Source organism: Methylocystis sp. JAN1, assembly GCF_052186135.1.
In the GTDB taxonomy this organism is placed as follows: Bacteria; Pseudomonadota; Alphaproteobacteria; order Rhizobiales; family Beijerinckiaceae; genus Methylocystis.
On the sequence record NZ_CP181499.1, the window covers coordinates 883,713 to 908,388 of the forward strand.

General features: G+C 65.1%; 20 protein-coding genes and 1 tRNA gene. 19 read left to right on the forward strand and 2 right to left on the reverse strand.

The features are described 5' to 3' along the window. The gene (locus ACNHKD_RS04180) at nucleotides 1-915 is read right to left on the reverse strand and encodes an SMP-30/gluconolactonase/LRE family protein (RefSeq protein ID WP_442755860.1); all 915 of its coding nucleotides are present in this window, start codon (nucleotides 913-915) and stop codon (nucleotides 1-3) included. A gap of 195 nt (nucleotides 916-1,110) precedes the next feature. On the opposite strand from ACNHKD_RS04180, the gene ACNHKD_RS04185 reads away from it, so the two are divergent. The 6 genes from ACNHKD_RS04185 (at nucleotide 1,111) to ACNHKD_RS04210 (ending at nucleotide 9,775) form a co-directional block, all read left to right on the forward strand. Next, on the forward strand, nucleotides 1,111-4,371 hold the full coding sequence (locus ACNHKD_RS04185; RefSeq protein ID WP_442755861.1) for a GH36-type glycosyl hydrolase domain-containing protein: 3,261 nt from the start codon (nucleotides 1,111-1,113) through the stop codon (nucleotides 4,369-4,371). A gap of 128 nt (nucleotides 4,372-4,499) precedes the next feature. Next, the gene (locus tag ACNHKD_RS04190; protein WP_442755862.1) at nucleotides 4,500-4,991 is read left to right on the forward strand and encodes a response regulator; all 492 of its coding nucleotides are present in this window, start codon (nucleotides 4,500-4,502) and stop codon (nucleotides 4,989-4,991) included. A gap of 105 nt (nucleotides 4,992-5,096) precedes the next feature. Beyond that, the gene (locus ACNHKD_RS04195) at nucleotides 5,097-5,525 is read left to right on the forward strand and encodes a universal stress protein (RefSeq protein ID WP_442755863.1); all 429 of its coding nucleotides are present in this window, start codon (nucleotides 5,097-5,099) and stop codon (nucleotides 5,523-5,525) included. Nucleotides 5,526-5,675: 150 nt separating this feature from the next. After that, complete coding sequence (locus tag ACNHKD_RS04200; RefSeq protein ID WP_442755864.1) at nucleotides 5,676-5,897, forward strand: hypothetical protein; 222 nt, start codon at nucleotides 5,676-5,678, stop codon at nucleotides 5,895-5,897. Between the two features lie 102 nt (nucleotides 5,898-5,999). Then, the gene (gene scpA, locus ACNHKD_RS04205; RefSeq protein ID WP_442755865.1) at nucleotides 6,000-8,159 is read left to right on the forward strand and encodes a methylmalonyl-CoA mutase; all 2,160 of its coding nucleotides are present in this window, start codon (nucleotides 6,000-6,002) and stop codon (nucleotides 8,157-8,159) included. A 926-nt stretch (nucleotides 8,160-9,085) separates the two neighbouring features. Then, nucleotides 9,086-9,775 (forward strand): sulfate transporter family protein, encoded by a 690-nt coding sequence (locus tag ACNHKD_RS04210; RefSeq protein WP_442755866.1) that lies wholly within the window; start codon nucleotides 9,086-9,088, stop codon nucleotides 9,773-9,775. A gap of 56 nt (nucleotides 9,776-9,831) precedes the next feature. Here the strand turns inward: ACNHKD_RS04210 and ACNHKD_RS04215 are convergent, their stop codons facing one another. Beyond that, on the reverse strand, nucleotides 9,832-10,839 hold the full coding sequence (locus ACNHKD_RS04215; protein WP_442755867.1) for a complex I NDUFA9 subunit family protein: 1,008 nt from the start codon (nucleotides 10,837-10,839) through the stop codon (nucleotides 9,832-9,834). A gap of 201 nt (nucleotides 10,840-11,040) precedes the next feature. Here ACNHKD_RS04215 and ACNHKD_RS04220 point away from each other — a divergent pair. The 13 genes from ACNHKD_RS04220 (at nucleotide 11,041) to ACNHKD_RS04280 (ending at nucleotide 24,527) form a co-directional block, all read left to right on the forward strand. Further along, nucleotides 11,041-11,125, forward strand: a tRNA-Leu gene (locus ACNHKD_RS04220). Between the two features lie 206 nt (nucleotides 11,126-11,331). Continuing rightward, nucleotides 11,332-12,552, forward strand: coding sequence for a tyrosine-type recombinase/integrase (locus ACNHKD_RS04225; RefSeq protein WP_442755868.1), 1,221 nt, complete (start codon nucleotides 11,332-11,334; stop codon nucleotides 12,550-12,552). Nucleotides 12,553-12,557: 5 nt separating this feature from the next. Beyond that, nucleotides 12,558-13,067, forward strand: a complete 510-nt coding sequence (locus tag ACNHKD_RS04230) for a hypothetical protein (RefSeq protein ID WP_442755869.1) — start codon at nucleotides 12,558-12,560, stop codon at nucleotides 13,065-13,067. A 72-nt stretch (nucleotides 13,068-13,139) separates the two neighbouring features. Beyond that, on the forward strand, nucleotides 13,140-13,358 hold the full coding sequence (locus ACNHKD_RS04235) for a helix-turn-helix transcriptional regulator (protein ID WP_442755870.1): 219 nt from the start codon (nucleotides 13,140-13,142) through the stop codon (nucleotides 13,356-13,358). Between the two features lie 228 nt (nucleotides 13,359-13,586). After that, the gene (locus ACNHKD_RS04240) at nucleotides 13,587-13,778 is read left to right on the forward strand and encodes a hypothetical protein (RefSeq protein WP_442755871.1); all 192 of its coding nucleotides are present in this window, start codon (nucleotides 13,587-13,589) and stop codon (nucleotides 13,776-13,778) included. Then, nucleotides 13,775-15,052, forward strand: a complete 1,278-nt coding sequence (locus ACNHKD_RS04245) for a VapE domain-containing protein (protein WP_442755872.1) — start codon at nucleotides 13,775-13,777, stop codon at nucleotides 15,050-15,052. Before ACNHKD_RS04240 ends, ACNHKD_RS04245 begins: the two co-directional genes overlap by 4 nt. A 115-nt stretch (nucleotides 15,053-15,167) precedes the next feature. After that, nucleotides 15,168-15,476 (forward strand): TSCPD domain-containing protein, encoded by a 309-nt coding sequence (locus ACNHKD_RS04250; RefSeq protein WP_442755873.1) that lies wholly within the window; start codon nucleotides 15,168-15,170, stop codon nucleotides 15,474-15,476. Then, entirely contained in the window at nucleotides 15,473-15,964 is a 492-nt protein-coding gene (locus ACNHKD_RS04255; protein WP_442755874.1) for a hypothetical protein, read from the forward strand. Before ACNHKD_RS04250 ends, ACNHKD_RS04255 begins: the two co-directional genes overlap by 4 nt. Beyond that, entirely contained in the window at nucleotides 15,957-16,898 is a 942-nt protein-coding gene (locus ACNHKD_RS04260) for an HGGxSTG domain-containing protein (RefSeq protein ID WP_442755875.1), read from the forward strand. The genes ACNHKD_RS04255 and ACNHKD_RS04260 overlap by 8 nt, the downstream gene beginning before the upstream one ends. A 3-nt stretch (nucleotides 16,899-16,901) precedes the next feature. Beyond that, nucleotides 16,902-17,243 carry a hypothetical protein gene (locus ACNHKD_RS04265; RefSeq protein WP_442755876.1) on the forward strand — a complete coding sequence of 114 codons (342 nt, stop codon included), beginning with the start codon at nucleotides 16,902-16,904 and terminating at the stop codon, nucleotides 17,241-17,243. A gap of 62 nt (nucleotides 17,244-17,305) precedes the next feature. Continuing rightward, nucleotides 17,306-20,188 (forward strand): glycoside hydrolase family protein, encoded by a 2,883-nt coding sequence (locus tag ACNHKD_RS04270; protein WP_442755877.1) that lies wholly within the window; start codon nucleotides 17,306-17,308, stop codon nucleotides 20,186-20,188. Beyond that, nucleotides 20,185-21,882 carry a hypothetical protein gene (locus ACNHKD_RS04275; protein WP_442755878.1) on the forward strand — a complete coding sequence of 566 codons (1,698 nt, stop codon included), beginning with the start codon at nucleotides 20,185-20,187 and terminating at the stop codon, nucleotides 21,880-21,882. The genes ACNHKD_RS04270 and ACNHKD_RS04275 overlap by 4 nt, the downstream gene beginning before the upstream one ends. Continuing rightward, a complete protein-coding gene (locus tag ACNHKD_RS04280) occupies nucleotides 21,879-24,527 on the forward strand; it encodes a hypothetical protein (protein ID WP_442755879.1) in 2,649 nt (882 codons plus the stop codon). The genes ACNHKD_RS04275 and ACNHKD_RS04280 overlap by 4 nt, the downstream gene beginning before the upstream one ends. Nucleotides 24,528-24,676: the final 149 nt, after the last annotated feature.

Here is a 24,676-nt window from a genome sequence, read left to right on the forward strand (position 1 = left end):
TCACTCGTCCGCGAAGAGGGAGGCGGGGAGTCCCTTCACGCCCGGGCGAACGCGAAACAGCGCGCCGGCGAGGGGCTCCTGTTCGATCGCGACGCCATGCGCCGCGGTGGTGACGTATAGCGTTCCATAATCGGCGTCGCCGAAAGCGCACATGGTCGGCTGACTGACAGGCAGGCGGATCTCGCGATCGAGGTCGCCGTCGGGAGAGAGGCGGACTACGCGCCCGCCTCCATAGAGGGCGCACCAGTAGAATCCTTCCGCGTCCACCGCCGCGCCGTCCGGCGTTCCCTCGGCGGCGCTGAAATGCGCGAAAACGCGCCGCGACGACAGCTTCCCCTTATCGGGATCGAAATCAAAAGCCCACACCGTTCGCGCCTGACTGTCCGCGAAATACATGATGCGGGAATCGGGACTCCATGCCAGACCGTTTGCGATCGCGGCGCTGGCCTGTCTTTCCGTCAGCCGCCCGTTTTCCAGGACTTGCAGGGGCTGCGCCGCGTCGGCGAAGCCGGCCTCGCCGCCATGCGACGTTCCAAGCGGCTCATGTTTCGTTCCCACCCAGAAGCGCCCGCGCGCGTCGCATTTGCCCTCGTTGAAGCGGTGCCGCAGCGGATTGTAGGGCGGGGCGCAGATCGGCGCGTAATCGCCCCTCGCAAGGTCGATCCGGGCGAGACCCGTGCGGAGCGCGGCGAGAATCCGGCCGCTGCGGCAAAGCGCGACGGCGCCGATGGCGCAAGGCGTCTCCCACCATTCATCCGCGCCCGTCTCGGGCGCGAAGCGATGGACCGCCGGCTGTTCGATGTCGATCCAGTAGAGCGCCAGCTCCCCCTCGCTCCAGACGGGGCTTTCCCCGGTCCGGGCGCGCGCGAGAACCGCAGGCTCGACTTCAGGCGCGCGCTTCGAAGACGCAGGCATTGTCACGCTTCCCGGATGTTTCGACGATCCCGGAGTCAACGAAGCGTTCGCGGCCGTGTTCCGAAATCGCGCGCGCGGGGTTGCGCGCGCGGTCCATCAAAACCGTCGGGCAGGATGGAAAACCCGCCGCGACGCAGTTAGCTTGGTCGGATCGCGGCCCGGCCCGGCCGTTTTTGCGACGCTCGAGGATATGCGATGCCGGAAATTTCGATCGACCGAATGAAGACGCCTCGTCGCGAGGATCTCGGCCTCGTTTCGATCGCGAATCAATCGGGAACGGCGATCAGTTTCCTGCCCAGCGGCGCGCTTTTTTCGATCGAGCATGCGCAGCCGGGCCACGGCGTCATGGTCAACCAGTTGCTCGGATCGCCCCTCGCGGGAGAAATGGGCGGCCTCTATCTGCGCGCGGGCGGCGCGCGTTCCGAACTTCTGCCGATCTCGGGCGCCCGGTCGCGCGCCCGGTTCGGCGTCGCCGAAGATCGCGCTGTCTGGGAGGCGGAGCAAGGCGGCATGCGCCATCGCGCGACGCTTTGGCTGCACCCGAGCCGGGACGTTTGGTTCTGGCGCGTCGAGGCGACGAATGGCGGCGGCGTCGCAATTCCCTGCGACTGCCTCTTCGTTCAGGATCTCGGTCTCGGATCGCCGGGCTTCGTGATGAACAATGAGGCCTATGCGAGCCAGTATATCGACCATTTTGTCCTCGAACACGTTAAGCGCGGCTTCATCGTCATGAGCCGCCAAAATCTCTCCCAGAACGGCGCCCATCCCTGGATCGCGCATGGTTGTCTCGAAGGGGCGGCTGGGTTTGCGACGGATTTCCGCCAATTCGCGGGGCCGGGCTTTCGCGACGCGGCGCGCTTCGATCCGCCTTTCGGGGCCGATCTCCCTTCGACGGTCCTCCAATATGAGACGGGCTGCGCCGCCCTGCAGACGAGGCCTGTCGTCCTGGCGCCGGGCGAAACGGCGGTCTGGACGATATTCGCCGTCTATCGATCGGATCATCCGCACGCGTCGGGCGAAAGCGATCTCGCCGCCGCCGACGCGGCCGAAAGCGCCTTCAGGGATTGGAGGCCCCGCATGGCGGATCTGTCGACGCCGGTGCGCAACGCCCTCATCGACGCGCCTGCCGCCGTCGCGGACGATCTGGATGAAAAAGCGATCGAGGCCCTCTATCCCGGCCTCGCGCATGTCGAGCGACGCGACGAGGAGCTTCTCTCGTTTTTCGTTCCCGGGGAGAGCCACAGCCGGCATGTCGTTCTGCGTGCGAAGGAGCGCCTGGTCGCGCGCCGCCACGGCGCGATTCTCGTCAACGCCGACGATTATCTGCCCACGGACGAGACCCTGAGCGCCACGTGCTGGATGCATGGCGTGTTCAGCGCGCAACTGACGATCGGCAACAGCTCCTTTCATAAACTCTTCTCGGTTTCGCGCGATCCGTACAACGTCGCGCGCGCGAACGGCCTGCGCATTCTCGTGGAACTGGACGGCGGCTGGCGGCTGCTCACGATCCCGTCGGCGTTCGAAATGGGGCTCGGCGATTGCCGCTGGATTTACCGGCTTGGCGCGCGGACCGTCACGGTGCAGGCTATCGTCGACGCCGACGCGCCGGCGATGCGATGGCGCATCGCCGTCGAAGGCGCGCCGACCCGATTTCTGATCGTCGGTCATCTCGTCATGGGCGAATCCGAATTCGCCCATGCGAGCCATGTCGAATTCGATGCGCGCAAGGCGCGCTTTTCGTTCCGGCCCGATGGCGAATGGCTGTGGGCCAAGCGCTATCCCGACGCCGTTTATCGCCTCGTCGTCGGCGCGCCGGAAGATATCGACGCGGCCGGCGGCGACGAGCTTCTTTATGACGACGGCAAGCGTCGGTCCGGCGCCTATGTCGCGATCCGGACCAGGCCGACGGCGCGCTTCTCTTTCGCTGTCGTCGGTTCGCTGACCGACCCGGCGCGCGCCGAGGCCCTGGCGGACAAGGCGCTCGACGAAACGGATGCGGAGCTACGCATTCGCGCCGAGCATTGCTGGCGCAACCTGACTCGCGGATTGCGCGTCACCGGCGAGGACGCCGCGGCCGAAGCCACGAACGCCATTCTTCCATGGTTCGCGCAGAACGCCATCGTGCATCTGAAGGCGCCGCATGGGCTCGAACAATATACGGGCGCGGCCTGGGGAACGCGCGACGTCTGTCAGGGACCCGTGGAACTGCTGCTCGGTCTCGAACATGACGACGCCGTCAAAAGGATTCTGCGCATCGTCTATGGCGAGCAGGAGGAAGCGCATGGCGACTGGCCGCAATGGTTCATGCTCGAGCCCTATTCGTCGATTCGCGACGCCGAGGCGCATGGCGACGTCATCGTCTGGCCGCTGAAGGCGCTGTGCGATTATATCGAGGCGACCGGCGATTTCGATTTTCTGAACGAGCAGGTCGCCTGGCGGCGCAAGGGGACGTTCGAGAAAACCGCGCATGCGGATGCGATCGCCGTTCACGTCGAGAAACAGCTTGCGACGATGCGCGCGCGTTTCATTCCGGGCACGCATCTCATTCGATACGGGAACGGCGACTGGAACGACTCGCTGCAACCGGTCTCCCGCGAGCAGCGGGAGTGGATGGTCAGCAGTTGGACGGTCGCGCTCCTCTACCAGCAGCTTCGCCGTTACGCCGACATTCTGCGCCTTGCGGGGCGCGCCGAAACGGCCGAAGATATCGCCGCCGCCACGTTTTCCATGCGCGACGATTTCAACCGCCATCTCATTCGCGACGGAATCGTCGCAGGCTATGCGGTGTTCGACCGGGACGGAGGGACGCCGCGACTCCTCTTGCATCCGTCGGACGAGTTGACGGGCATTTCCTTCTCGATGCTGCCAATGGCGCAGGGGATTTCGGGCGGAATTTTCACGGATGAGAGCGCGCGCCGGCATCTCGACCTCATTCGCGAACGCCTGCTGTTTGCGGACGGCGCCCGTCTCATGGACAAGCCGCTGGCGTATCATGGCGGTCCCGAGCGGATTTTCCGGCGCGCCGAGTCGGCGGCCTTTTTCGGTCGCGAAATCGGCCTCATGTACACGCATTCGCATCTGCGCTTCGCGGAGGCTCTCGCCGCCCTCGGCGAGGCCGACGCGTTTTGGGACGCGCTGCTGGTCGTCAATCCGATCTCGGTCACCGAAATTCTGCCGAATGCGTCTCTCCGGCAGCGCAACGCCTATTTCAGCAGCAGCGACGCGGCCTTTTCGACTCGCTATCAGGCGTCGGCCGAGTGGGCGCGCGTCAAGGAAGGGACGATCCCCGTCGATGGCGGCTGGCGCATTTATTCAAGCGGCCCGGGGATTTACGTCAGCATGGCCGTCGAGCGGGCTTTCGGATGGCGGCGCCGGTTCGGAAAAAGATATCGCAGCGCGCAATTGCTTCCCGCGAGCGTGGCCGTAACAGAACCGGCGCGCTTCGCGAAAACTTGACGGAACTGTTAACGCCCACGCGCGTTAAGCAGGGGTGACGCCATGGCCGCGCCGCGAGCGCAGACGCATACGCAGTCTTCCAAGGCGACATCCGACCCCCAACGGCTGAGACGGAAGAGGCTGCGCCCGTGAACATTCCTTTCGAAGACGCGCAGGCGCCGGAGACGACGCCCCGCCCGCGCCCCAAGCGCCAGCAACGCGCCCTCGACATTCTGGTCGTCGAGGACGAATCCATCATCGCCAAGGACATCGAGCTGATCGTGAGCGATCTCGGCCATCGCGTGGTGGGGCCGGCGCGCACGCATGAGGAAGCTTTGTCGCTCGCCCTGAAGACGCGGCCCGCCGTGGTCGTCGCCGACGTAAAGCTTGCGGACGGCAGCTCGGGGATCGTCGCCGTGGACGAGATGCTGAAAACCATAGACGCCTCGGTCATTTTCGTCACCGCCGTCCCGCAATGGCTGCAGACCGGCGAGTTGGAGCCCGTGCTGGTGATTCCGAAACCCTATTCGGTTCACGACGTGAAAGCCGCCATCGCGCGCGCCACGACGCGGCGCGCCCAGTCGATGGAAACCATCATGGCGACGAAATCCGCGGTGAGCCGCCTCACGCGCAAGCAGTAGCGCGGGAAACCGTGCGGCGACCCTTCACAGCCGCCCCCCTCGCGGACCCGCCGCCTTTCGCCTATCTATGATCGAATATAGACAAGAGATTCGAGGGAGGCGGCCGTGTACAAGAAGATTCTCGTGCCTGTGGATCTGGGCGACGCCGACATGGCGAAGCTGGCGCTCGACGCCGCGCAGGCGCTCGCGAAGACAGACGCCGCCTCGCAAGTGCGGCTCATCAACGTGCAGCCGCTCGTTCCGGTCGCCTTTGTCGACTACATCCCGCCGAATTTCGACGAGGAGCTGCGCGAGATCGCCGAGAAGGACCTGACGGATCTGTCGCAGAAGGTCGATCTGCCCAGGGAGCGGGTCTCTTCGACCGTGCGCTTCGGCGCCGTCTATCCGGAAGTGCTCGCGGAAGCCGAGGATTGGGGCGTGGATCTCATCGTCGTCGGCTCGCACCGGCCGACCATGGCGACCTATCTTCTCGGCTCCAACGCCAAGACCATTGTGCGCCACGCCAAATGCTCGGTGCTCGTGGTGCGGCAATAGGGCGCGTCTTGCGGGGCCGCGGGCGGGGGATAGACTGTCGAACATGGTTCGATTCGTCCCCCTCGCTGTCGCGATTGCGGCCTTCCTCGCCGGCCCGGCCGCCGCGGGCAAGGATGTTCTGAAACAGGGGGAGGCCATCGCCGAGGCGAATTGCGGCCGCTGCCACGCCGTGGGCCGCGCGGGCGGGAGTCCGAACCCCAATCCCCGCCTTTTCGTTATCTCGCCCGCAAATATCCCCTCTCCAATCTGGAGGAGGCGCTGGGCGAGGGCATCGTCGTCGGCCATGAAGGGCCGGAAATGCCGCAGTTCCAGTTCGACGCGAAAGAGGTCGAGGCGCTGCTCGCTTATCTGGCTTCCATTCAGAAGCGTTAATTATCCGCGGGCTCCCGAGGGGCGGTCCGCGCAAGGGGCAAGCCGCCTTTGCGCTCGCCGGGCGGCTGGTCTAAAACGCCCGGAAACAGGCCCGAGGAAACGATGTCCGCGATCCCCGATTTCACCAAAATCCCCTTCGCCGCCACCAATGTCGCGCAGGACGCGCCCGCCCGGAGCTGGCTGACGCCCGAGGGGATCGAGGTGAAGAGCGCCTATGGGCCGCAGGACGTCGAGGGTCTCTCCTTCATCGACGGCTATCCGGGCGTCGCGCCCTTCGTGCGCGGGCCTTATTCGACCATGTATGTGGCCCAGCCCTGGACGATCCGCCAATATGCCGGCTTCTCCACGGCCGAGGATAGCAACGCCTTTTATCGCCGCAACCTCGCCGCCGGCCAGAAGGGCCTCTCGGTCGCCTTCGATCTCGCGACCCATCGCGGCTACGATTCCGATCATCCCCGCGTCATGGGCGATGTCGGCATGGCGGGCGTCGCCATTGACTCGATCTACGACATGCGCACGCTATTCGACGGCATTCCGCTCGACCAGATGTCCGTGTCCATGACGATGAACGGCGCCGTGCTGCCGGTCCTCGCGCTCTTCATCGTCGCGGCGGAAGAGCAGGGCGTCTCCGCCGACAAGCTCACCGGCACGATCCAGAACGACATTCTCAAAGAATTCATGGTGCGCAACACCTACATCTATCCGCCGGAGCCCTCCATGCGGATCGTGTCGGACATTTTCGCCTACACCTCGCAGCATATGCCGAAATTCAACTCGATCTCGATCTCCGGCTACCACATGCAGGAGGCGGGCGCTTCGGCCGACCTCGAACTCGGCTACACGCTGGCTGACGGCGTCGAATATGTGCGCGCCGGCGTCGCGGCGGGGCTCGACATCGACGCCTTCGCGCCGCGCCTCTCCTTCTTTTTCGCCATCGGCATGAACTTCTTCATGGAGGTCGCCAAGCTGCGCGCCGCCCGTCTGCTCTGGGCGCGTCTCATGAAGGATCTCGGCGCCAGGTCGGAGAAGAGCCTGACGCTGCGCACCCATTGCCAGACCTCCGGCTGGTCGCTCACCGCGCAGGACGTTTACGTCAATTCGATCCGCACCTGCGTCGAGGCGATGGCGGCGACGCAGGGCCACACCCAGTCGCTGCACACCAACGCGCTGGACGAGGCGCTCGCTTTGCCGACCGACTTTTCGGCCCGCATCGCCCGAAACACCCAGATCGTTCTGCAGCAGGAGAGCGGCACGACGCGCGTGATCGACCCCTGGGGCGGCTCCTATTACGTCGAGCGCCTCACGGCGGAGCTCGCCAAGAAGGCCTGGGCCCATATCGAGGAAATCGAGGCGCTCGGCGGCATGGCCAGGGCCATCGCGGCGGGCGTGCCCAAGCAACGCATCGAGGAGGCCGCCGCCAAGACGCAGGCCCGCATCGACAGCGGGACGCAGGTCGTCGTGGGCGTCAACAAATATCGCCCCGAGAACGACGCCAAGCCGAACGTGCTGAAGGTCGACAACGCCGCCGTCCGCGCCGCCCAACTCGACAAGCTGAAGCGCCTGCGCGGCGAGCGCAACGAGGCGCAGGCGCAGGCGGCGCTGGGCGCGCTGACCGAAGGCGCGACTTCCGGCGCCAATCTCCTCGACCTCGCCGTGAAGGCGGCGCGCGCCAAGGCCAGCGTCGGCGAGATTTCCTCCGCGCTGGAAAAGGTTTTCACGCGCCACAAGCCCAAGGCCAACGTCATTTCGGGCGTTTATGCGAAAGAGGCCGGCAAGGACAGCGCGCAGGTCGGCCGCGTCGTCGGCATGACCCGCGATTTCGAGGAGAATACCGGCCGCAAGCCGCGCATCCTGGTCGCCAAAATGGGCCAGGACGGCCATGACCGCGGCCAGAAGGTGATCGCCTCGGCCTTCGCCGATATGGGCTTTGACGTGGTGATCGGCGATCTTTTCGCCACGCCGGACGAGGTGGCGCAGAAGGCGAAGGAGGCGGACGTCCATATCGTCGGCGTCTCGACCATGACCGCCGGCCATCTGACGCTGACCCCGGAACTGCGCGACGCGCTGGCGCGTGTCGGCCGCCGGGACATCATGATGGTCGTCGGGGGCGTCATTCCGCCGGACGATTTCCAGGCGCTCTACGATTTCGGCGCCGCGGCGATCTTCCCGCCGGGCACCAACATCCCGGTCGCCGCCGAGCAGCTTCTGCACGAACTGAACATCCGGCTGGGATTCGCGCAGCGCGAGCCGGCGACGGCGTAAATGCGGGAAGAGGAGCGCGGGCCTTCAGGCCCGCATATCGGCGCCCTTACGCAACGCCCCCGGGCCGGCGAAAAGCGCATCATGGCCGGGCTTGTCCCGGCCATCCACGTCTGGACATCGCACAAACGCCGCAAGGCGCGTCAAGCGGGCGTCGCGTGGATGCCCGCGACAAGCGCGGGCATGACGACGTGGAGCGCGGGCCTTCAGGCCCGCATTCACGCGCCCAAATCTCCCCGACTTATCCCCACCCCGCAAACCTCGCCTATGCTTGGCCCGCCTCGCCAACCAACAGGGGCGTCGTCGGGTCGGCGGCGCTGGCGGGGCCGGTTAAGCGCGGAGCGGCGACCCTCGTTCCGCGCGGGAGTTACGGCGCCGCCTGCCGGGTCTCTCCTTGGTGGGGAGAAGCGCGGGGAAATCCGCGCGAAGGCTGGGCGTAGTTTCCGTGTCCGCGACACGCGGGGCGAGTACCGAAAGGGAAAGCGCCGGCGGGCCGGAGGCGGCGCATGTGAACCCTTGCGCGCGCCCGGGAGCGCGAGCACGTTCCGAAAAAGTTGTCAGACTTTTTCGATCAGAACTTGCTCCAAAGCGCCCCCGGGAAAGAAACGGCCGCCGCCTGGCGGCCGCGCCGGACGGGCCAAGGTCGCGCGACGACCCCACCCCGGAAGGAAAGGTGCGCGCGAATAAAGACCGCAGCCGGGACGCCTTGGCTCCGACGCGCTTTTCACTCACGCACTCGGCCGAACGGGGCCGGGGCGCCCCGGCTTCCTGCAACAGCCCGCGCCGGCTTTCGGCGGCGGGAGTTTTCGTGTTGGCTCCGCTCAAACAGGGAGGGCGGGATGAAGGGCTTGACTCGTCCCCTTGTGTCGACGCCGCTCCGTCGCCATTTGCAGGGCGGCCGCCGCAAGGGCGGCGGTTCGAGGCCATGCATGACTTTCATGTTCGACGCCGCTCTGGCGGCGCTGCGCGAGGTTCTCTCTCCGCCCTTCCGCAACGTGCTTTTCAAGAGCCTCGGGATGACGTTGCTATTCCTGGCGCTCGCCTGGGTCGGCCTCGACAAGCTCGCACTTTCCTATATCGCGGTGAGTCATCCCTGGTTGCAGATCGCGCTGACATATGCGACAGGGCTCGGCCTCTTCCTCTTCCTGGCTTTCTTCATCGGCCCGATCTCGGTGCTGGTCGCGGGCCTGTTTCTCGATGATCTCGCCGACGTCGTCGAAGCGGATCTCTACCCGCCGGGAGAGCGCGGGCGGGCGATTCCCGTTTCTCAGGCGATCATGATGGGCCTGCGGTTCGCCGCCGTCTCGGCAGGCGTCAATATTCTCGCGCTCTTCCTGCTGCTCGTGCCGGGAATCAACGCGATCGCCTTCCTGCTCGCCAACGCCTATCTGCTCGGGCGCGAATATTTTCTCTTCGCGGCCACACGTTTCCGTACGTTGGAGGAGGCGGCGGAGCTGCGCCGCCGCCATGCGCCGCAGCTCTTCCTTGCAGGCCTGTTCATCGCCGCCTTCGTGATGACGCCGGGCCTCAACGTGCTGACGCCGCTCTTCGGCGTCGCCTTCATGTCGCGCATTCACAAAATGCTGCCGCGCGGGCGCGCGCATTGGGCGGAGCGCTGACCGCTCCGCATCATGCCCGCGCCCATCGCGCGGACATGACGCGCAAGGCGCCGGACTCAGGCTCCCAGGCGCTGCGCCTGATACTGGCCGGTCTTGCGATAACGATAGAGATAGGTCGGCGCGATCGCTTCGATCGACTGCGGCTCGATCCCGAGGCCCTGCAGCGTTCGCCCTTCCTTGATCGCGGCTTCGCTCACGACATTGTCGTGCTTGAGCAGCTCGACCTGATCGCCCGTCATGCGCAGCAGCGTCGGGAAGAGGCCGAGCGACAGCTTGGTGAAGAACTGCGTGATCGAGGCGACGAGCTTGCCGGTCGAAAAGGACAATTTCGCCACGCGGCGGTCGCGCTCCGTCACCTTCAGCACATAGTCGATCAGCGACGCGAAGCTCTTCACTTCCGGCCCGCCGAGCTCATAGGTCGCTCCGGGCTTGGCTTCGCCCGCAACGGCCTTGGCCACGGCTTCCGCGACGTCGCCGACATAGACCGGCTGGAATTTTGTCTCGGCGCCGACAACCGGGATGACCGGGAAGTAGCGCGCCATGGTGGCGAAGCGGTTGAAGAAATTATCCTCGATGCCGAAGATCACCGAGGGGCGCAGAATGACCGCGGACGGGACCGCCGCGAGAACCGCCGCCTCGCCAGCCGCCTTGCTGCGCGCATATTGGGAGGCCGAATTCGCGTCCGCGCCGATGGCGGAGATATGAACGAGATTGTCGATGCCGGCGGCCTTCGCGGCCTCGGCGACGACCTGCGCGCCTTCCGCCTGCACCTTGGAGAATTTCTGCGCGCCGGCTTCCGAGAGAATGCCGACGAGGTTCACGACCGCCGAAGCGCCGTGCAAGGCCGCGGCGACCGATTCGGGATGGCGCACATTGGCCTGCACCGCCATGACCTGCCCGACGCGGCCCTGCGGCTGCAGATGGAAGGCGAGGTCGGGGCGGCGGCAGGCGATGCGCACGCGCCAGCCGTCGCGGGCCAGCGCGCGAACGACATACCGGCCGACGAAGCCCGATCCGCCAAACACCGTCACCACGCGCCCCGCGCCCATGTTCACGCCGCTCATCGCTCTATGCTCCATTCGCCGCGCCGGCGCCGCCGGCCTTGCAAAATTCGTCGCCCGTGCTCTAGCGAAAATCGGCCCGGAAGGAAATGCGCCATCGGCGCTTCGGGCGGGCGCCGACGATCTTATTTGAGGACGCGCGCGATTTTTGCCGAGGTTCGCATTGACAGACCCCGGCCGGCGCCCCTAAGAGAGCGCCCACATGCCCAGGTGGCGGAATTGGTAGACGCGCTGGTTTCAGGTACCAGTGGTGAAAGCCGTGGAGGTTCGAGTCCTCTCCTGGGCACCATATATCCCTCTCAGCCGCTCCGGCGTCCTTCGAGAGACCCTCAAAATCCCTTGCATAACTGAGGGACTGGTTCCGGGATAGTCCGGGGTGGTCCGTTGACATCGCCTCCGGTTGTTGGCTCTACTGTTGGCCTTGGACCGGCGCGGCGGCATTGACCTGCTTGAAAAGCCATCAGCCGTTGGCCCGGGAAGCCCCGCGAGGCCAACATGCCTCTTTCAGACGCAGCTATCCGCGCCGCGAAGCCACGGTCAAAGGTTTTGAAGCTCTCCGATGGGGGAGGCCTTCAACTATGGGTTCTCCCGTCGGGTGTGAAATCCTGGAACTTCGCCTATCGCTTTGCCGGCAAGCAGAAGAAGCTGACCATCGGGCAGTATCCGGCGATTGGGTTGAAAGAGGCGCGCTCGGCCAGAGAGGATGCCAAGCGGCTTCTCGCGCTCTCGCAGGATCCCGGCCAGCAGAAGCGTCTGGACAAAGCCAACAAGGCGGCCGCCGAGGCCAACACCTTTCGGGCGATTGCGGCGGAGCTTCTCGACAAGAAGCGCCGGGAGGGACTTGCAAAGGTCACGCTTGAGAAATTCGAGTGGCTCCTCGCCCACGTTGCCCCGACGCTCGGGAAGCGTCCGATCGGAGAAATCAGCGCGGCCGAAGTGCTCGCGGCGATCCGCCCCGTCGAGATGGCCGGCAAGCACGAGACGGCAGTCAGGATTCGAGGCAGGGTTGGCGAGGTTTTTCGCTACGCGATAGCGACAGGCCGATGTGAGAACGATCCCACCATCGCCTTACGCGGCGCGCTCGTTCGGCCAAAGCCTGTCCATCGCGCCGCCATTTTGGCGCCAGCTCCATTCGGCGCCCTTTTGCGAGCGATCGATGGTTACAGCACCGTCTCAACGCGCATTGCTCTGCAACTTCTCGCACTCACCTTCGTCCGGCCTGGGGAGCTCAGGCACGCGGAATGGAGCGAGTTCGATCTGCAAAGGCGCGTCTGGGAGATTCCCGCAGGGAAGATGAAAATGCGCCGGCCGCATCGCGTTCCGCTCGCACAGCAGGCGGTGGCCCTCCTCGAAGAACTGCGACCGCTGACCGGTCACGGTCGTTACCTGTTCCCCTCCGAGCGCTCGAGGGAGCGTCCAATTTCAGAGAACACGCTGAACGCGGCGCTGCGGCGGCTCGATTTCTCCAAAGACGAAATGACGAGCCATGGCTTTCGCGCCGCCGCCTCGACGATGCTGAACGAAAGCGGGAAGTGGAATTCGGACGCCATCGAGGCGCAACTCGCGCACGTCGAAAAGAACGCAGTGCGGCGCGCATATGCGCGGGGCGAGCATTGGGACGAGCGGGTCAAGATGATGGAATGGTGGGCGGGAAAACTTGATGCGCTGCGGAGCGGCGGCGAAGTCATATTCCTAACTCGCACGGTTGAGGGATAAGCAACATGTCGAAGAAGCGTAAGATTACAAAGCAAGATGATTTTCGTGACCTCATTACCGAACTGTATTCCGAAAGCGGTAGGTCGATACAATTTCTGACGCCAGATATTGTCGACGCGATTAGAAAATTGTCTTCAAGACAAGATGCAATTCTCTTTTTTTCTAAGGTTTTAAATGCACCGAAGGCCCAACTGAGCGCGCGTTCACTTGGCCGTAAAGACAGGCAATCGACAGACGATGGCAACACGAGACTCACGCCTCCAGAGCGCGTCGTATTCGGCGGCACCATCCAGGACGCAATTGGAGAGCGAGCATTCTCAGAATTCGTAAAAGATGCGCCCGCAAACGGGATATACGGATCGGATCTTATCGATAGGCTTAACGCAGCGCGCAAGGTTCTATGCGACGGCTACACTGACCAGCTAAGTGGCCAAAAGAAATTTAACAGGGCACTCGCAAGGATAGGAATTAAGGCACCTCCCAGAAAGAAAGCTTCGGACATAGATTCGAAATAAGCCTTATTTTGTCCTGTGACGGAAGCCGTGGACGCATCAATATGAAGCTGGACCTCATTAGGGAACCAGCTAATGACAAAGACCACCCCGCCGTCCAGCGATCATCGCATCCCTCGCCTCATCCCCATCGCCGAGGTCGGCGACATCCTTGGGCTGGCTGAGAGCACCATCTGGGAACATATCCGCCGCGGGCGCATCCGCGCCGTTCGCTTGGGCAAGCGCGCTACCCGCGTCCCTGACGATGAGATCCGCCGCATTGTGGCCGAAGGCCTCTCGGACGAGGCCGCGTGACCGATGCGCTCCCAGAAAGCGGAGACGCCCGCCCCTGCGGTTGAAGCAGGGCACGGGCGTCGTGAAATTGAGATGCTTGGCGGCTCTCGCGTTTCAAATACAGCAAACCTCGTCAATAAACAAGACATTGCGCCTCACGTTTCCAAGGAGGCGATTGCCGCCGCTACGGCGGAATATCACGCGACTCGTCACAAGATCCCGCCGCGCAATATCAAGCCGCGCACGCCGATGGAGCGCGAGGCGCTTGTGGGCGAGATTTTCGAAGCGGCGTACGATGTCAATCGCGCTTCGCTCGCGGCAATGGTCGCGATCGGAGCCGAAGACTTCGGACTCGCCCGCGAGCAACTCGGTATGTTGGTGGCCGATGTAAAACTCTTGGCGCGGCTCTGGGACCGCCTCGAGCAAGGCGGCGCGGCATGAATGCCCGTCCCGAAATTCCACAAAATATGCAAGTCCTCGCGCCGCGCAAGAAACGCTCGCCGCATCGCGCAGCGCTCCCGGATTGGCTTGCCGGCGCTCAGACCGATCACCGTGGTGCGCCAATCCCAAATCTCGCCAACGCGATGCTCGGCATCCGCAATATTTCGACCTTGGCGCGCGCCTTCGCCTACGACGAAATGCAACGCGCGCCGATTCTTCTCTCGCCGCTCCCGCATGTTGGGGATCCGCAGACAGACGACCAATTGCCGCGTCCGGTCACGGATACGGACGCGACCCAATTGCAGGAATGGCTTCAGCGCGAAGGGCTGACTCGTATCTCGAAGGAAACTGTGCACGGGGCCATTGATCTTCGCGCGCAGGAAAACGCCTTCCATCCCGTCAAGCAATACTTGAGCGCTCTGCAATGGGATGACCAGGCGCGGCTTGTAACGTGGTTGTCGCGTTACCTTGGCGTCGATCAGACCCCTTACGCGGCCGGCATCGGGAAGATGTTCATGGTCGCGCTCGTCGCACGCGTCTTCGAACCTGGGTGCAAGAGCGACTACATGCTGATCTTGGAGGGGCCGCAGGGCGCCCGCAAGTCGACCGCATGCGCGATACTCGGGGGCGAATGGTTCAGCGACAATTTGCCGGACGTCACCGCCGGGAAAGACGTCGCGCAGCACCTCCGGGGCAAATGGCTTGTCGAGATAGCCGAGATGGCGTCGCTCAGCCGCGCCGAAGATGCAGCGCTCAAAGCGTTTCTGACCCGCCCCGTCGAGCGCTATCGTCCCGCATACGGACGCAAGGACGTCGTTGAGCCGCGCCAGTGCGTCTTTATCGGCACGACGAACAAATCCACCTATCTCCGCGACGAAACCGGCGGTCGACGCTATTGGCCGGTAAAGGTCGGCGCAATCGATACAGATGCGCTCGCTCGCGATCGGGATCAATTATTCGCCGAGGCGACGGCCTCATACCGCGCCGGCGCGACATGGTGGCCGGACGGGAACTTCGAGAGGCAGCACATCACAAAAGAGCAGGAAGCGCGCTTCGAGAACGACGCGTGGGAAGAGATCGTGGGCGCCTACATCCGGGGAAGAAGCCGTGCGAGCGTCACTGAGATCGCTCGCGAAGGTCTCGACATGAAGGCCGAACGCATTGGAACCGCTGACCAAAGACGGATTGCCGCGGTTCTCCAAAGACTCGGATGGACGTCGATTCGTGACTGTCATGGCCGCGCATATGTGCCGGCGAGAGGGCATGACGCATGACGCACCATGTCGCATTTCTCTTCCTAGGGACCTACACGCGCGCGCGCATTATAGGGACTCTTATGCAAAGAGCGTCATGTGCGTCATGTGCGTCATGCCTCACTAGAGGCCGCCCATGATCCGCCGCCGTCTTCCCAACCGCCGCGCCAGCGAGACGATCGGCTTCGAGTTTCGTGGCGCGCCCTACGCGGTGACCTTCTCCCGCTTCGAGGATGGCGACCTCGGCGAGGTCTTCATCGATTGCCAATCGAAGGGCGCCACGCCGCTCGATTGCGACGCGAAGGATGTGGCCGTCGCTCTGTCGCTCGCCCTGCAGCACGGCGCGCCCATCGCGGAAATCCGCGCCGCTCTCACCCGCGAGGCGAACGGCCAGCCCGTGGGCGTCGCCGGCGCGGTCCTGGATTTGATCGAAGGTGCAGCATGAAAAACATCATCGGAATCGACATTGGCGTTCGCGGCGCGCTGGCGCTCATTTCGCCTGCAGGCGATCTTCTCGAGATCGCGGACATGCCGGTCCTCAATGACGGCCCGAAGGGTCGCCCGGCCGTCAACGCGCCGCTCCTCGCCGAGCTGATCTATCGCTGGCACGCGTCGCACGCTTTCGTCGAGATGGTTGGCGCCCGTCCCGGAGAGGGCGCTGTCGGCGCATTCGCCTTCGGTCGCTCTCGCGGCGTTGTGGAGGGCGTACTTGGCGCTTGCGGCGTTAGCGCCACCCATGTAGCGCCCGCCACATGGAAGCGCGCCGTAGGCATTCCTGCGGGCCGGGAAGGGGCAAAGGACGCGGCAAGGTCGGCGGCCATCCGCCGCTGGCCCGGCAAAGCCCAGATCTTCGCGCGCGTAAAAGACGATGGCCGCGCCGAGGCGGCGCTGATTGCCGTCGCCGGCATGATGAAGGGGGCCCGCAATGGCTAAATCAAAGGTTCAACATCGCGACAAGCCAAAAAGCACGGTTGAGTGCGCGCAGCCTGCAGCAGATCAATCCCTGCCCGCGCCCGATCTGGCCGAGGCCGACGCAATCGCCGAAGCGATCAAAAGCGTCGGCGCGCGGAAGCCGAGGGTGCGCATGCACTTCAATCGCCCGAATGGCGCGATGTTCGATCCGCCTCATGACGATGACGGGGGATTCGCGTATCGCCTGCTCGACGCCTTCGGCACCGAGTCGACCGAATTCATGAGTCAGGCAATTAGCTTGCTGTGCGCAACTCTGCGGGCGAAGGGAGAACGACTGCCAACGGAGCACAAGTTGAACGCCGCAATCGCCGTTATCGACGGAATGCGACCGCGCGACGAAATCGAAGCGATGCTCGGTATCCAGATCGTCTCGACGCACGAAGTGGCGATGGAAATGCTCGCCAAGGCAAAGCACGCCGAGCACTCTGCGCAGCTGCAGGAATATGGGACTCTCGCCACAAAACTGATGCGCACCTTCGCGGCGCAAATCGAGGCCTTGTCGAGGATGCGGCGCGGGGGTGAGCAAAAAGTCACTGTCGAGCATGTCCACGTTCATTCCGGTGGCCAGGCTGTCGTCGGGGTCGTCAATCCGTCGGAAGGGGGGGCTCAATCAAAAATGGAAGACAATCCCATGCACTTGCCAATGCAACGCAGTCCGCGTTGCGCGGCTCGGACCCGCGCAGGGACGCTCTGCCAATCGCCGGCGATGGCGAACGGCCGCTGTCGAATGCACGGGGGTTGCGCCGGAGCGCCAAGAGGTGAGCGGAACGGTAATTGGCGTCACGGCCATTTCACCTGCGAAGCAATCGCGGAGCGCCGCCAGTCGAAGACGGTTCTGCGCACTGCGCGAAGCTTTCTCGAATCTCTCCCACTGCCCCCAAAGACGAAAGGATGAACCATGGCAATTTCACGAGACCCCGCCGCCGAACTCCGCCGTGCGATCAACGATGCAGCAGCTGCCGCAGCCTCGCAGCCGGTTCGCGTTCGCAGAGTGGAGTCGACGCCGGTCGTTGTCGAGCCGCTCGTGACGCGCGTCGGCTCGGTAGGACCAGTTCGGGTTGCGCCCGCGCCAATGGCGAACATGCCAGCGCGCCGCGGCGGGATGATGGGCGGCGCGCTCGCCGAGAGGCCCGATCTCGGAGCCTCCCACACTCACTACGGAATGACCGCTGCCCCGGAGCGCGAGACGATCGCCGAAGAGGGCGACGCGCCCGAAGGCGAACCGGACGAGGCCAAGTGACGCCGTCTCGGATGACCGCCAACCGTCACCCCCTTAAATCCTGATCTCAGACTGGAAAGAAAATGGCGACGCACAGGCTCGACTACCAGGCTTTTCCATCGGTCAACCCGGCTGGCCTGCCCGACGCGAAGGCGCATGTCCCGACGAACGCCGAAACCTTCGGCGCCTCGATCGGACAGGCGGAGGAAGGATTTGGCCGCGCGCTGGAACATGCCGGGGCGCAGGTTCTCGACACATCCAGAATCTTCAACCAAGTCGCTGGCGACGATGGCAGCAGGCAGTTCACGCAAGCGGCGGATAAGATCGGCTATGGCGATCCGAACACTACGATCGCTGGCCCCGACGGGAAGCCCACCCCCGATCTTGGATACTTCGGCCTCAAAGGCGCGGCCGCGCTCAATGCGCGCAAAGACGCCGAGGAGAAGCTCGGCACCCTATATTCGTCGATCCGCGACGGCTTGCCGTCCGAGGAGGCGAAGCGCCATTTCGACGTCTCGGCGCAGCGCTCCCGGGCGATGCTCTCCGAGCGCATAGCCGCCCACGCCAACCGCGAGGCGAGCGTATATTATGCATCGGTCAACAAGGCGACGTCAGACGCCAATCTGAACGCCATCAGCCGCGCGCCCATGGACGAGGGGGCGGTGGCGCTCGCGACCGACAACCTCATCCGCGCGCGGGTCAAGCAGGCTCAGCTCGACGGTGGGACTGACGAGAATATCGACCAGGCGGTCAGCAGCGCCAGGCAGGATGCGCTCAAGGCCCGCGTGCTGACGATTTCCGCGACCGACCCGCTCGGCGCGAAGAAGCTGCTCGAAGCGAACCGCGAAACGGCAGGGCTCGAATTTCAGCCGTTATATGACCATGTCCGCGTCCGCGCCGAAGAACAGGAAGCGATCGGGCGGGCGGCGGCTACGTTCGACAAGATGCGCCAGCAGGCGCAAATCCCCGCCGGCGGGGGCGACGCGGCGGCGATGCTGCGTCACTTCGAGAGCTTCAAATCTCAGCCCTATTGGGACGTGAACCATTGGCGCGTCGGCTATGGGTCCGATACGATCACCCACGCTGACGGCCGCGTCGAGACGGTCACGCCGTTCACGACCGTGACGCGCGAGGACGCCGAGCGCGATCTGCAACGCCGCATCGGCGCAACCCAGCGCGACATTCAAACGAAGATCGGGCCGGACGCCTGGGCGCGGCTGTCGCCGCAGGCGCAAGCCTCTCTGACGTCGACTGCCTATAATTACGGTCACCTGCCCGATAGCGTCGCCGCCGCGGTCCGGACCGGCGACCAGTCGGCGATTTCGACGGCAATCTCCGCGCTCGCCACCCACAATAACGGCGTGAACGCCAAACGGCGCCTATTGGAAGCCAACAATGTGCTGGGCGGGTTTGGCGTCGGCGGCCAGCAGGCGGTTGCGGCGGCCCCAATGCGACAGATGCCGGCGAGTCTCTCAGGGACGCTCGGGCAGGCGCCGGCGCCTGTCGATCGGCCGGCAATGGTCGCGCAGTCCGTCGACTCGATGAAAGCGGCGGCGGTGCAAGACATCGTCGACCAGCAGCTGCCCTTCGAGATCGAGCGAAAGGCCGTGCACCTGCTCAATCAGCGCTTCAACGAATATGCCGAGCTGAACACCGGCCTCTCGTCCAAGATCTCCGACGCGCAGCGGCAGATCGTCGCTGGTTACGACGTCCCAGAGCCGGCGTGGAACGCGATGGCGTCCGCTGTCTCGGCGCATGGCACGCTGGAGTTGCGCGAGCAGTTCGACACGGCGGCGCAAATCCGCGACAAATTTCGTGTGTTCAAGGGCCAGACCCCGCAGGAGATCGCCGCGACGATCGAGCGGCAGGAGACGGCGGCGCGAGCCGGCGGCGCGTCGCATAAGGAATTCCAGATCCTCGAAGCCGGGCAGAATTATCTGCATCGCCTGGCAAGTGATTTGTCAAAGGATCAGATGGGCCGCGCGGCGCGTGACGGCGTGGTCACCGGCATGCGTCCGCTCGATGCCCGCAATCCGCAGCAGTTTGGCGACGCCCTGGTGATCCGCGTCGGCCAGGCGGAGCGCGTCGCTCAGTTCTATGGCGTCCCGCTCAAATATCTGCGCCCCGACGAGGCGGCGGCGTTTCAGGAAATCGCCGCCGTCGGCGGGCCGCAAATGCAGGCGTTGGCCTCGACCGTGATTGAAAAGCTCGGGCCCAAGGCGCCGGCTTTCTTCAATGAAGTCGGCGGGGCGGCGCCGCAATTTGCGCAGATGGGCCGTTTGCAGTTGCTCGGCGCCGACCAGACGACGCTGTCCGATCTGGCGACGTTCCAGCGTCTCGTCTCCGACAAGGAAGGCGCCAGGCAAATCCCGAAGCTCCCCGAGGGAGTCGTCCAGGAGAACGCCCGCGCCAGCTATCAGACCGCGTTTCAAGCCATGCCGGGCTTTGCGGACAGCGCCCGCTCCGCGGCGCAAAAGCTGATCGAGGTGCGCGCGCTGCGCAGCGGCGTTGATCCGAAGGACATGCCGCCGGCTGATGTGGCGAAGGCTTACCAAGAAGCGGCGGGGGCGTCCTTCGAGAACGCCGTGCAATATGGCGGCGTCGGCAAATACAAGCCGAGTCTGTGGGCATCCGGCCAGCAAGTGCCCTTGCCGGTCGGCGTGCGCGCGGACAGATTCTCCGATCTCGTCGGCGCGCTCAGGGACGAGGATTTCGCGGCCGCGCCGCCCGTCTATGGCGATATGAGAACGCCTGTTCCCATGGACGCGCTTCGCAAGGGCAATCTCGTTGCGGCGGGACATGGGGCCTACTGGGTCGCCATGGGCGATCCGCATGGATCAGACCCGCGCTGGGTCATGGCGCGGGACGGCGGGAAGTTCCTGCTCGACCTGAACGCCCTTGAAGGCGCGCTCCGCGCGCGCGTCCCCGCCGCCTATCGGCCGCAGCTCGCAGGAGTGGTGCAATGACTTTGCAATTCGAGACGCCAGACGAGCCGCCGACGCTGACGACGGCGCAGGCCCCGGCGCCGCTCGGCGACATTTTCCAGGCGAACCGCGAGGCGCAGGAATATGACGCGATCAGCTTCGGCAGGCGCAACGCCATGGTCGACGCTACGGCGGCGCGGCTGAAATCGATTAAGGACGCCACCGGCCAGGATGTTCCGAATCCATATCAGGGCGGCTTCATGGAGGAAGCCATGGCCGCCTACGCCAACGAGAATCCCCGCTTCCGCTCGTCTCCGCTCGACCCGCAGACGGACGCGGCGCCGTCGCCCTATCGGCATCTGACCGCAGACGACATGCCGCGCATCAACGAACTGCAGATGCAGGCGTTCCAGGATCATCTCGCGGAGCTCGCCCGGAAATTCCCCGAGAGGGCGGACATCATCGGCGCGGGCCGCCCGATCTCGCGCGACGCGATCGAACTCGCCAACAAGACGTCTTCGCGCGCCGCGGCGCTCAATTCCGCGACGACGGGATTGCTGCCAGCGACCACGGCGTTTCTCGGCGCCATGGTCGGCTCGTTCCGCGACCCGGTGCAGGCGGCGGCGCTGTTCGTCGGCGGCCCGGAGATCATGGCGGCGAAATCGACGCTCGGCCGCATCGCCGTTGAAGGCGTGCGGCAGGCGGTGGTCAACGCCGGGATTGCAGCGGCGTCGCAGCCGAACGTGCAGAGCTGGCGCGCCGAGCGCGGGCAGGAGGCCGGCCTGTTGCCCGCCGCCCACGAGATTGGCTTGAACGCGCTCTTCGGCCTGATCCCCGGCGCGGGCATGGAGGCCGGAAAGATCGGCTGGGCGAAATATGTCTCGCCGCGCCTCGCGCGCGAAGCTCTCGCAGGCGACGAGGCCGCCGCGCGCCAGATCGCCGAGTCCATCCCAAGAGAGGAAGCGCCGGAGATACACGCGGCGGTCGAGGCGGCGCGGCTTGATGACGCTGCGCGCGCGCAGCCTCTGCCCGAGGGCGTGCACCCGCAAGCAGCCGACCTTGCCTATGACGCGGCGATGCGGCGAGCCGAGGACAGCGCCGAGCCACTGCCGGAGATCGTCAACCCATTTCGCGAGCCGGCGGCGGCGCTCGAAGCGGTCAAAGACGCAGAGACGCCCATGCAGGCGGTCGAAGCGCTGCGGCAGGCGCCTGAAGCGGCGATCGAAGCCGCGGCCGGATCCCGCGACCCGCATCTCGTAGAAGCCGGCCGCATTGCGTCGCTCGGCGACGAAGCGTTTGAGATGGTTCGCCGCGGCGACGTTCATCCCGTCATAGCCTCGGAGGTCGCGGCGCGGGTTGTCGCTTCCGCCGACCAAGCCGCCATCCTGAAGGATGTGGCGGAACTGCACCCGACCAGCCGGCTAGAGGCGGCGCAATTCGTCTCCGACGCCATGGACCGGCAGGCGACGCCTGTCGTGCAGAAACTCTTGTTCGGAGCGGATGCGCAGGGCGCGGCTGAGATAGAGCCGCGCCGCCGCCTCGAGGCTCCCGAAAAAGAGACGGAAACAACGCGGCGCATCGCCAATCTCGAAAAGGCGCTCGTCGAATCGAAACCCGTTGATGATCCAAAATGGGCGAGCGTCGCCGCCGCCCGTGACGAACTTGTCGCCCATGAGCCGCGCGAGGGCCTCTTTGCGCGCATCGTGTCCGAATGCCCGATTGAAGGGGGTCTATGATGCCGTCCATCGAAGAGTGCCTAGCCTCGTCTCTTTCCCGCGGCGAAATCTCCCGCGAGGAGCATGACGACCTGGTGGGCCGTTATCGCGAGTTCGCGGACGCGGAGCGCGCCGGGCGCACCGGTGGGCGATCCGCCCGCGACATGCTCGCCAACGACGCGACCGAGCGTTACGAGCGCCAGCGCCTCAAAGCGCTTCTCTCCGCCCAGAAATACGACCAAATCATCAAGGATGCGCAGCGGTTCATGTTGCGGCGCGCCGATGCGCTGGAAAAGCGCGGCGCGGCCGCCGCGACCCTCTCCAACGCTTTGGTGCGCGCCGATATTGGCGACGCCTTCGCCCGCGTCTTCGAGCAGTTCGGGGACTTCGGCGCGCCATCCGTCCGCGGCGTTTACAGCAGCATTCTCGCCGAGGCCCGGACGGAGCTCGCCGACATGCTGCACGCCTTCCGCCGCTCGGCGCTCACCATGCGGCGCTTCAACCGCCCCCTGATGAGCGAGATCGTCGATGCGGCGTTCGGCGAGCAAGCCTCGCCTGAGGCCAAGGCTTTCTTCGAGGCTTTCGACAAGCTCAGCGACAAGCTGCGCATTCGCTTCAACGAGGCCGGCGGCGAGATCAAATACCGCCGGAACTGGCGGCTTCCGCAGGACCACAATGCGGCCGCGATCGCCAATCCGAAGGCGGGCGGCGTCGAGGCTTGGGTTCGTTTCATCGCTCCCCGCCTGGACTGGGAAGCGATGAAAGACCCGATCAGCGGCCTTGTCGTGGCGGAGGCGGATCGCTCCGCCGTATTGCGCGAGATCGGCCGCAAGATCGTCACCGGCGGCCTTCTCGACAATGACCCCGGCGTTTCAGCGCACGCGCGCGCCTTGGCGGATTTGCGCGCCGATCCGCGCTTTCTGCAGTTCAGGGACGCGCAGGCGTGGCGCGAATATAGCGACGCCTATGGCTCGGGCAGCGTCTATAAGGCCATGATGTCACATATCGACGGCATGGCCCGCGACATTGCGCTTCTCGAGCGTCTTGGCCCGAATCCATCACATCAGGTCGAGCGCATGAAGAGCGTCCTGGCTCAGGAGGAGGCGCGGGCGAAACTCGGCGAGCCGACGCTTCTGGAGAAGGGGAAGCTCTTCAACCGCGCGGCGACCGTCTCCCGGCAGTTGGACGGCCTCCTCGAACTGGCGCGCCCTTCCGCCGTTCCCGAAAGCTTCATCGGCGATGTGGGGGCGATTCTCCGCAACGAAGCCTATGGCGCCAAGATCGGTTCCGCGGTCCTCACCCACGCGTTCGGCAACCCCGTTATCATGACGATGGTGCGCTATCTGCATGGCCTCCCGCATCTGCGCACGGGACTCGACCTCTTCCGCAACATCGGCACGGCCAGGGAAATGCTGCAGGCCGGCGTCGTCGGCGAGGACGCCCTTCATTTGATGGAGCAGGGCGCGCGCGAGGAGATCGCCAACCGCAAGCTGCGGGAAGTCTCCGCCTGGGCGCCGCAGATCACCACCCATTATTCCGGGCTGGAGGCGGCGGTCATGACCCACAAGCGGGCCTACGCCGGGGCGGCGATGGCGGAATACGCCAATCATCTCGACAAGGCCTTCGACGCGCTCGAGCCGCATCTGCGGCAGAGCCTCGAGGGCTATGGGGTGACGGCGCGCGATTGGGAGGTGATGCGCCTCGCCCGCCTGCATGAGCCGGCGACCGGCGCCCCCTTCCTGCGCGCACGGGAGATCGCCGAAGCGGGAGCGGAAAAGCCGGAAGCGGTCGCGCGGATTCTCGGCGTCGATCCGGACGAAGCGCCGCTGGCCGCGCAGGCCGTCGCCCGCAAATATCTCGAAGCTCTGACCATGAACATCGAGGCGGCGGTCCCGTCGAGCAATTGGCGGGTGCGCGCGTCGGTCCTCGGCGGCAGGGACGCCGGCATGAAGGCGGGGACGGCCGTCGGCGAGGTCGCGCGCTCGGCGATGATGTTCAAGGCCGGCTTCCTCGCGACTTTCATGCTCACGCAAAAGGACCTGATGGCGCGCGAGCTCGCGACCAATCCGAACAGCGCGGCGGCCTATGCGGCGGCGTCGTTTATCGCGCTGACGCTCGGCGGCATGCTCACCCTGCAAGCCAAGAACCTTGCGAACGGAAAGGACGCGCTGCCCATGGACCCGGCGACCGAGCAGGGCCGGGCGACATGGGAGCACGCCATGCTCGTCTCGGGGGCGCTGGGAATCTACGGCGACTTTATCCATTCGGATCGCTCGGCCTATGGCCATGACCTGCTGTCGACGCTGGCCGGACCGACGGTCACCGAAGCGGAGGACATCTTCCACGCCGCGCATGCCGCCGGCGGCGCGCTGATCGACGTTGCGACCGGGACCGAGCGCGAGCATTCGCTCGACGAAGAGGCGGAGGGCGCCGCGATCCGGATGCTGCGGAACAATACGCCGCTCCTCTCGACCCATTGGGCGCTCCGGGCCGCCTATAACCGCGTCATCCTCGATCAGCTGCAATATCTCGCCGACCCCAAAGCGCATGCGAAGATGCGCGCCATGGAGCGCAAGGTCAGGCGTGAGACAAACCAAGGCTTGTGGTGGCCGCGCGGCGAGGTCTTGCCGGAGCGCGTCCCGCAACTCACGGAGGCCGCAAGATGACCCGTCGCCGGTCAGATTGTCACTACGATCCAGCGTCGGGCCCTCCGCGCGGCGCGCGAAAAACCAAGGACAATCCTATCTCATCAGGCTCCGAGACGCTGACGACCTCGGAAAAAGCCGAGCTAAGGCGCTCCGCGAACGAAGCGATC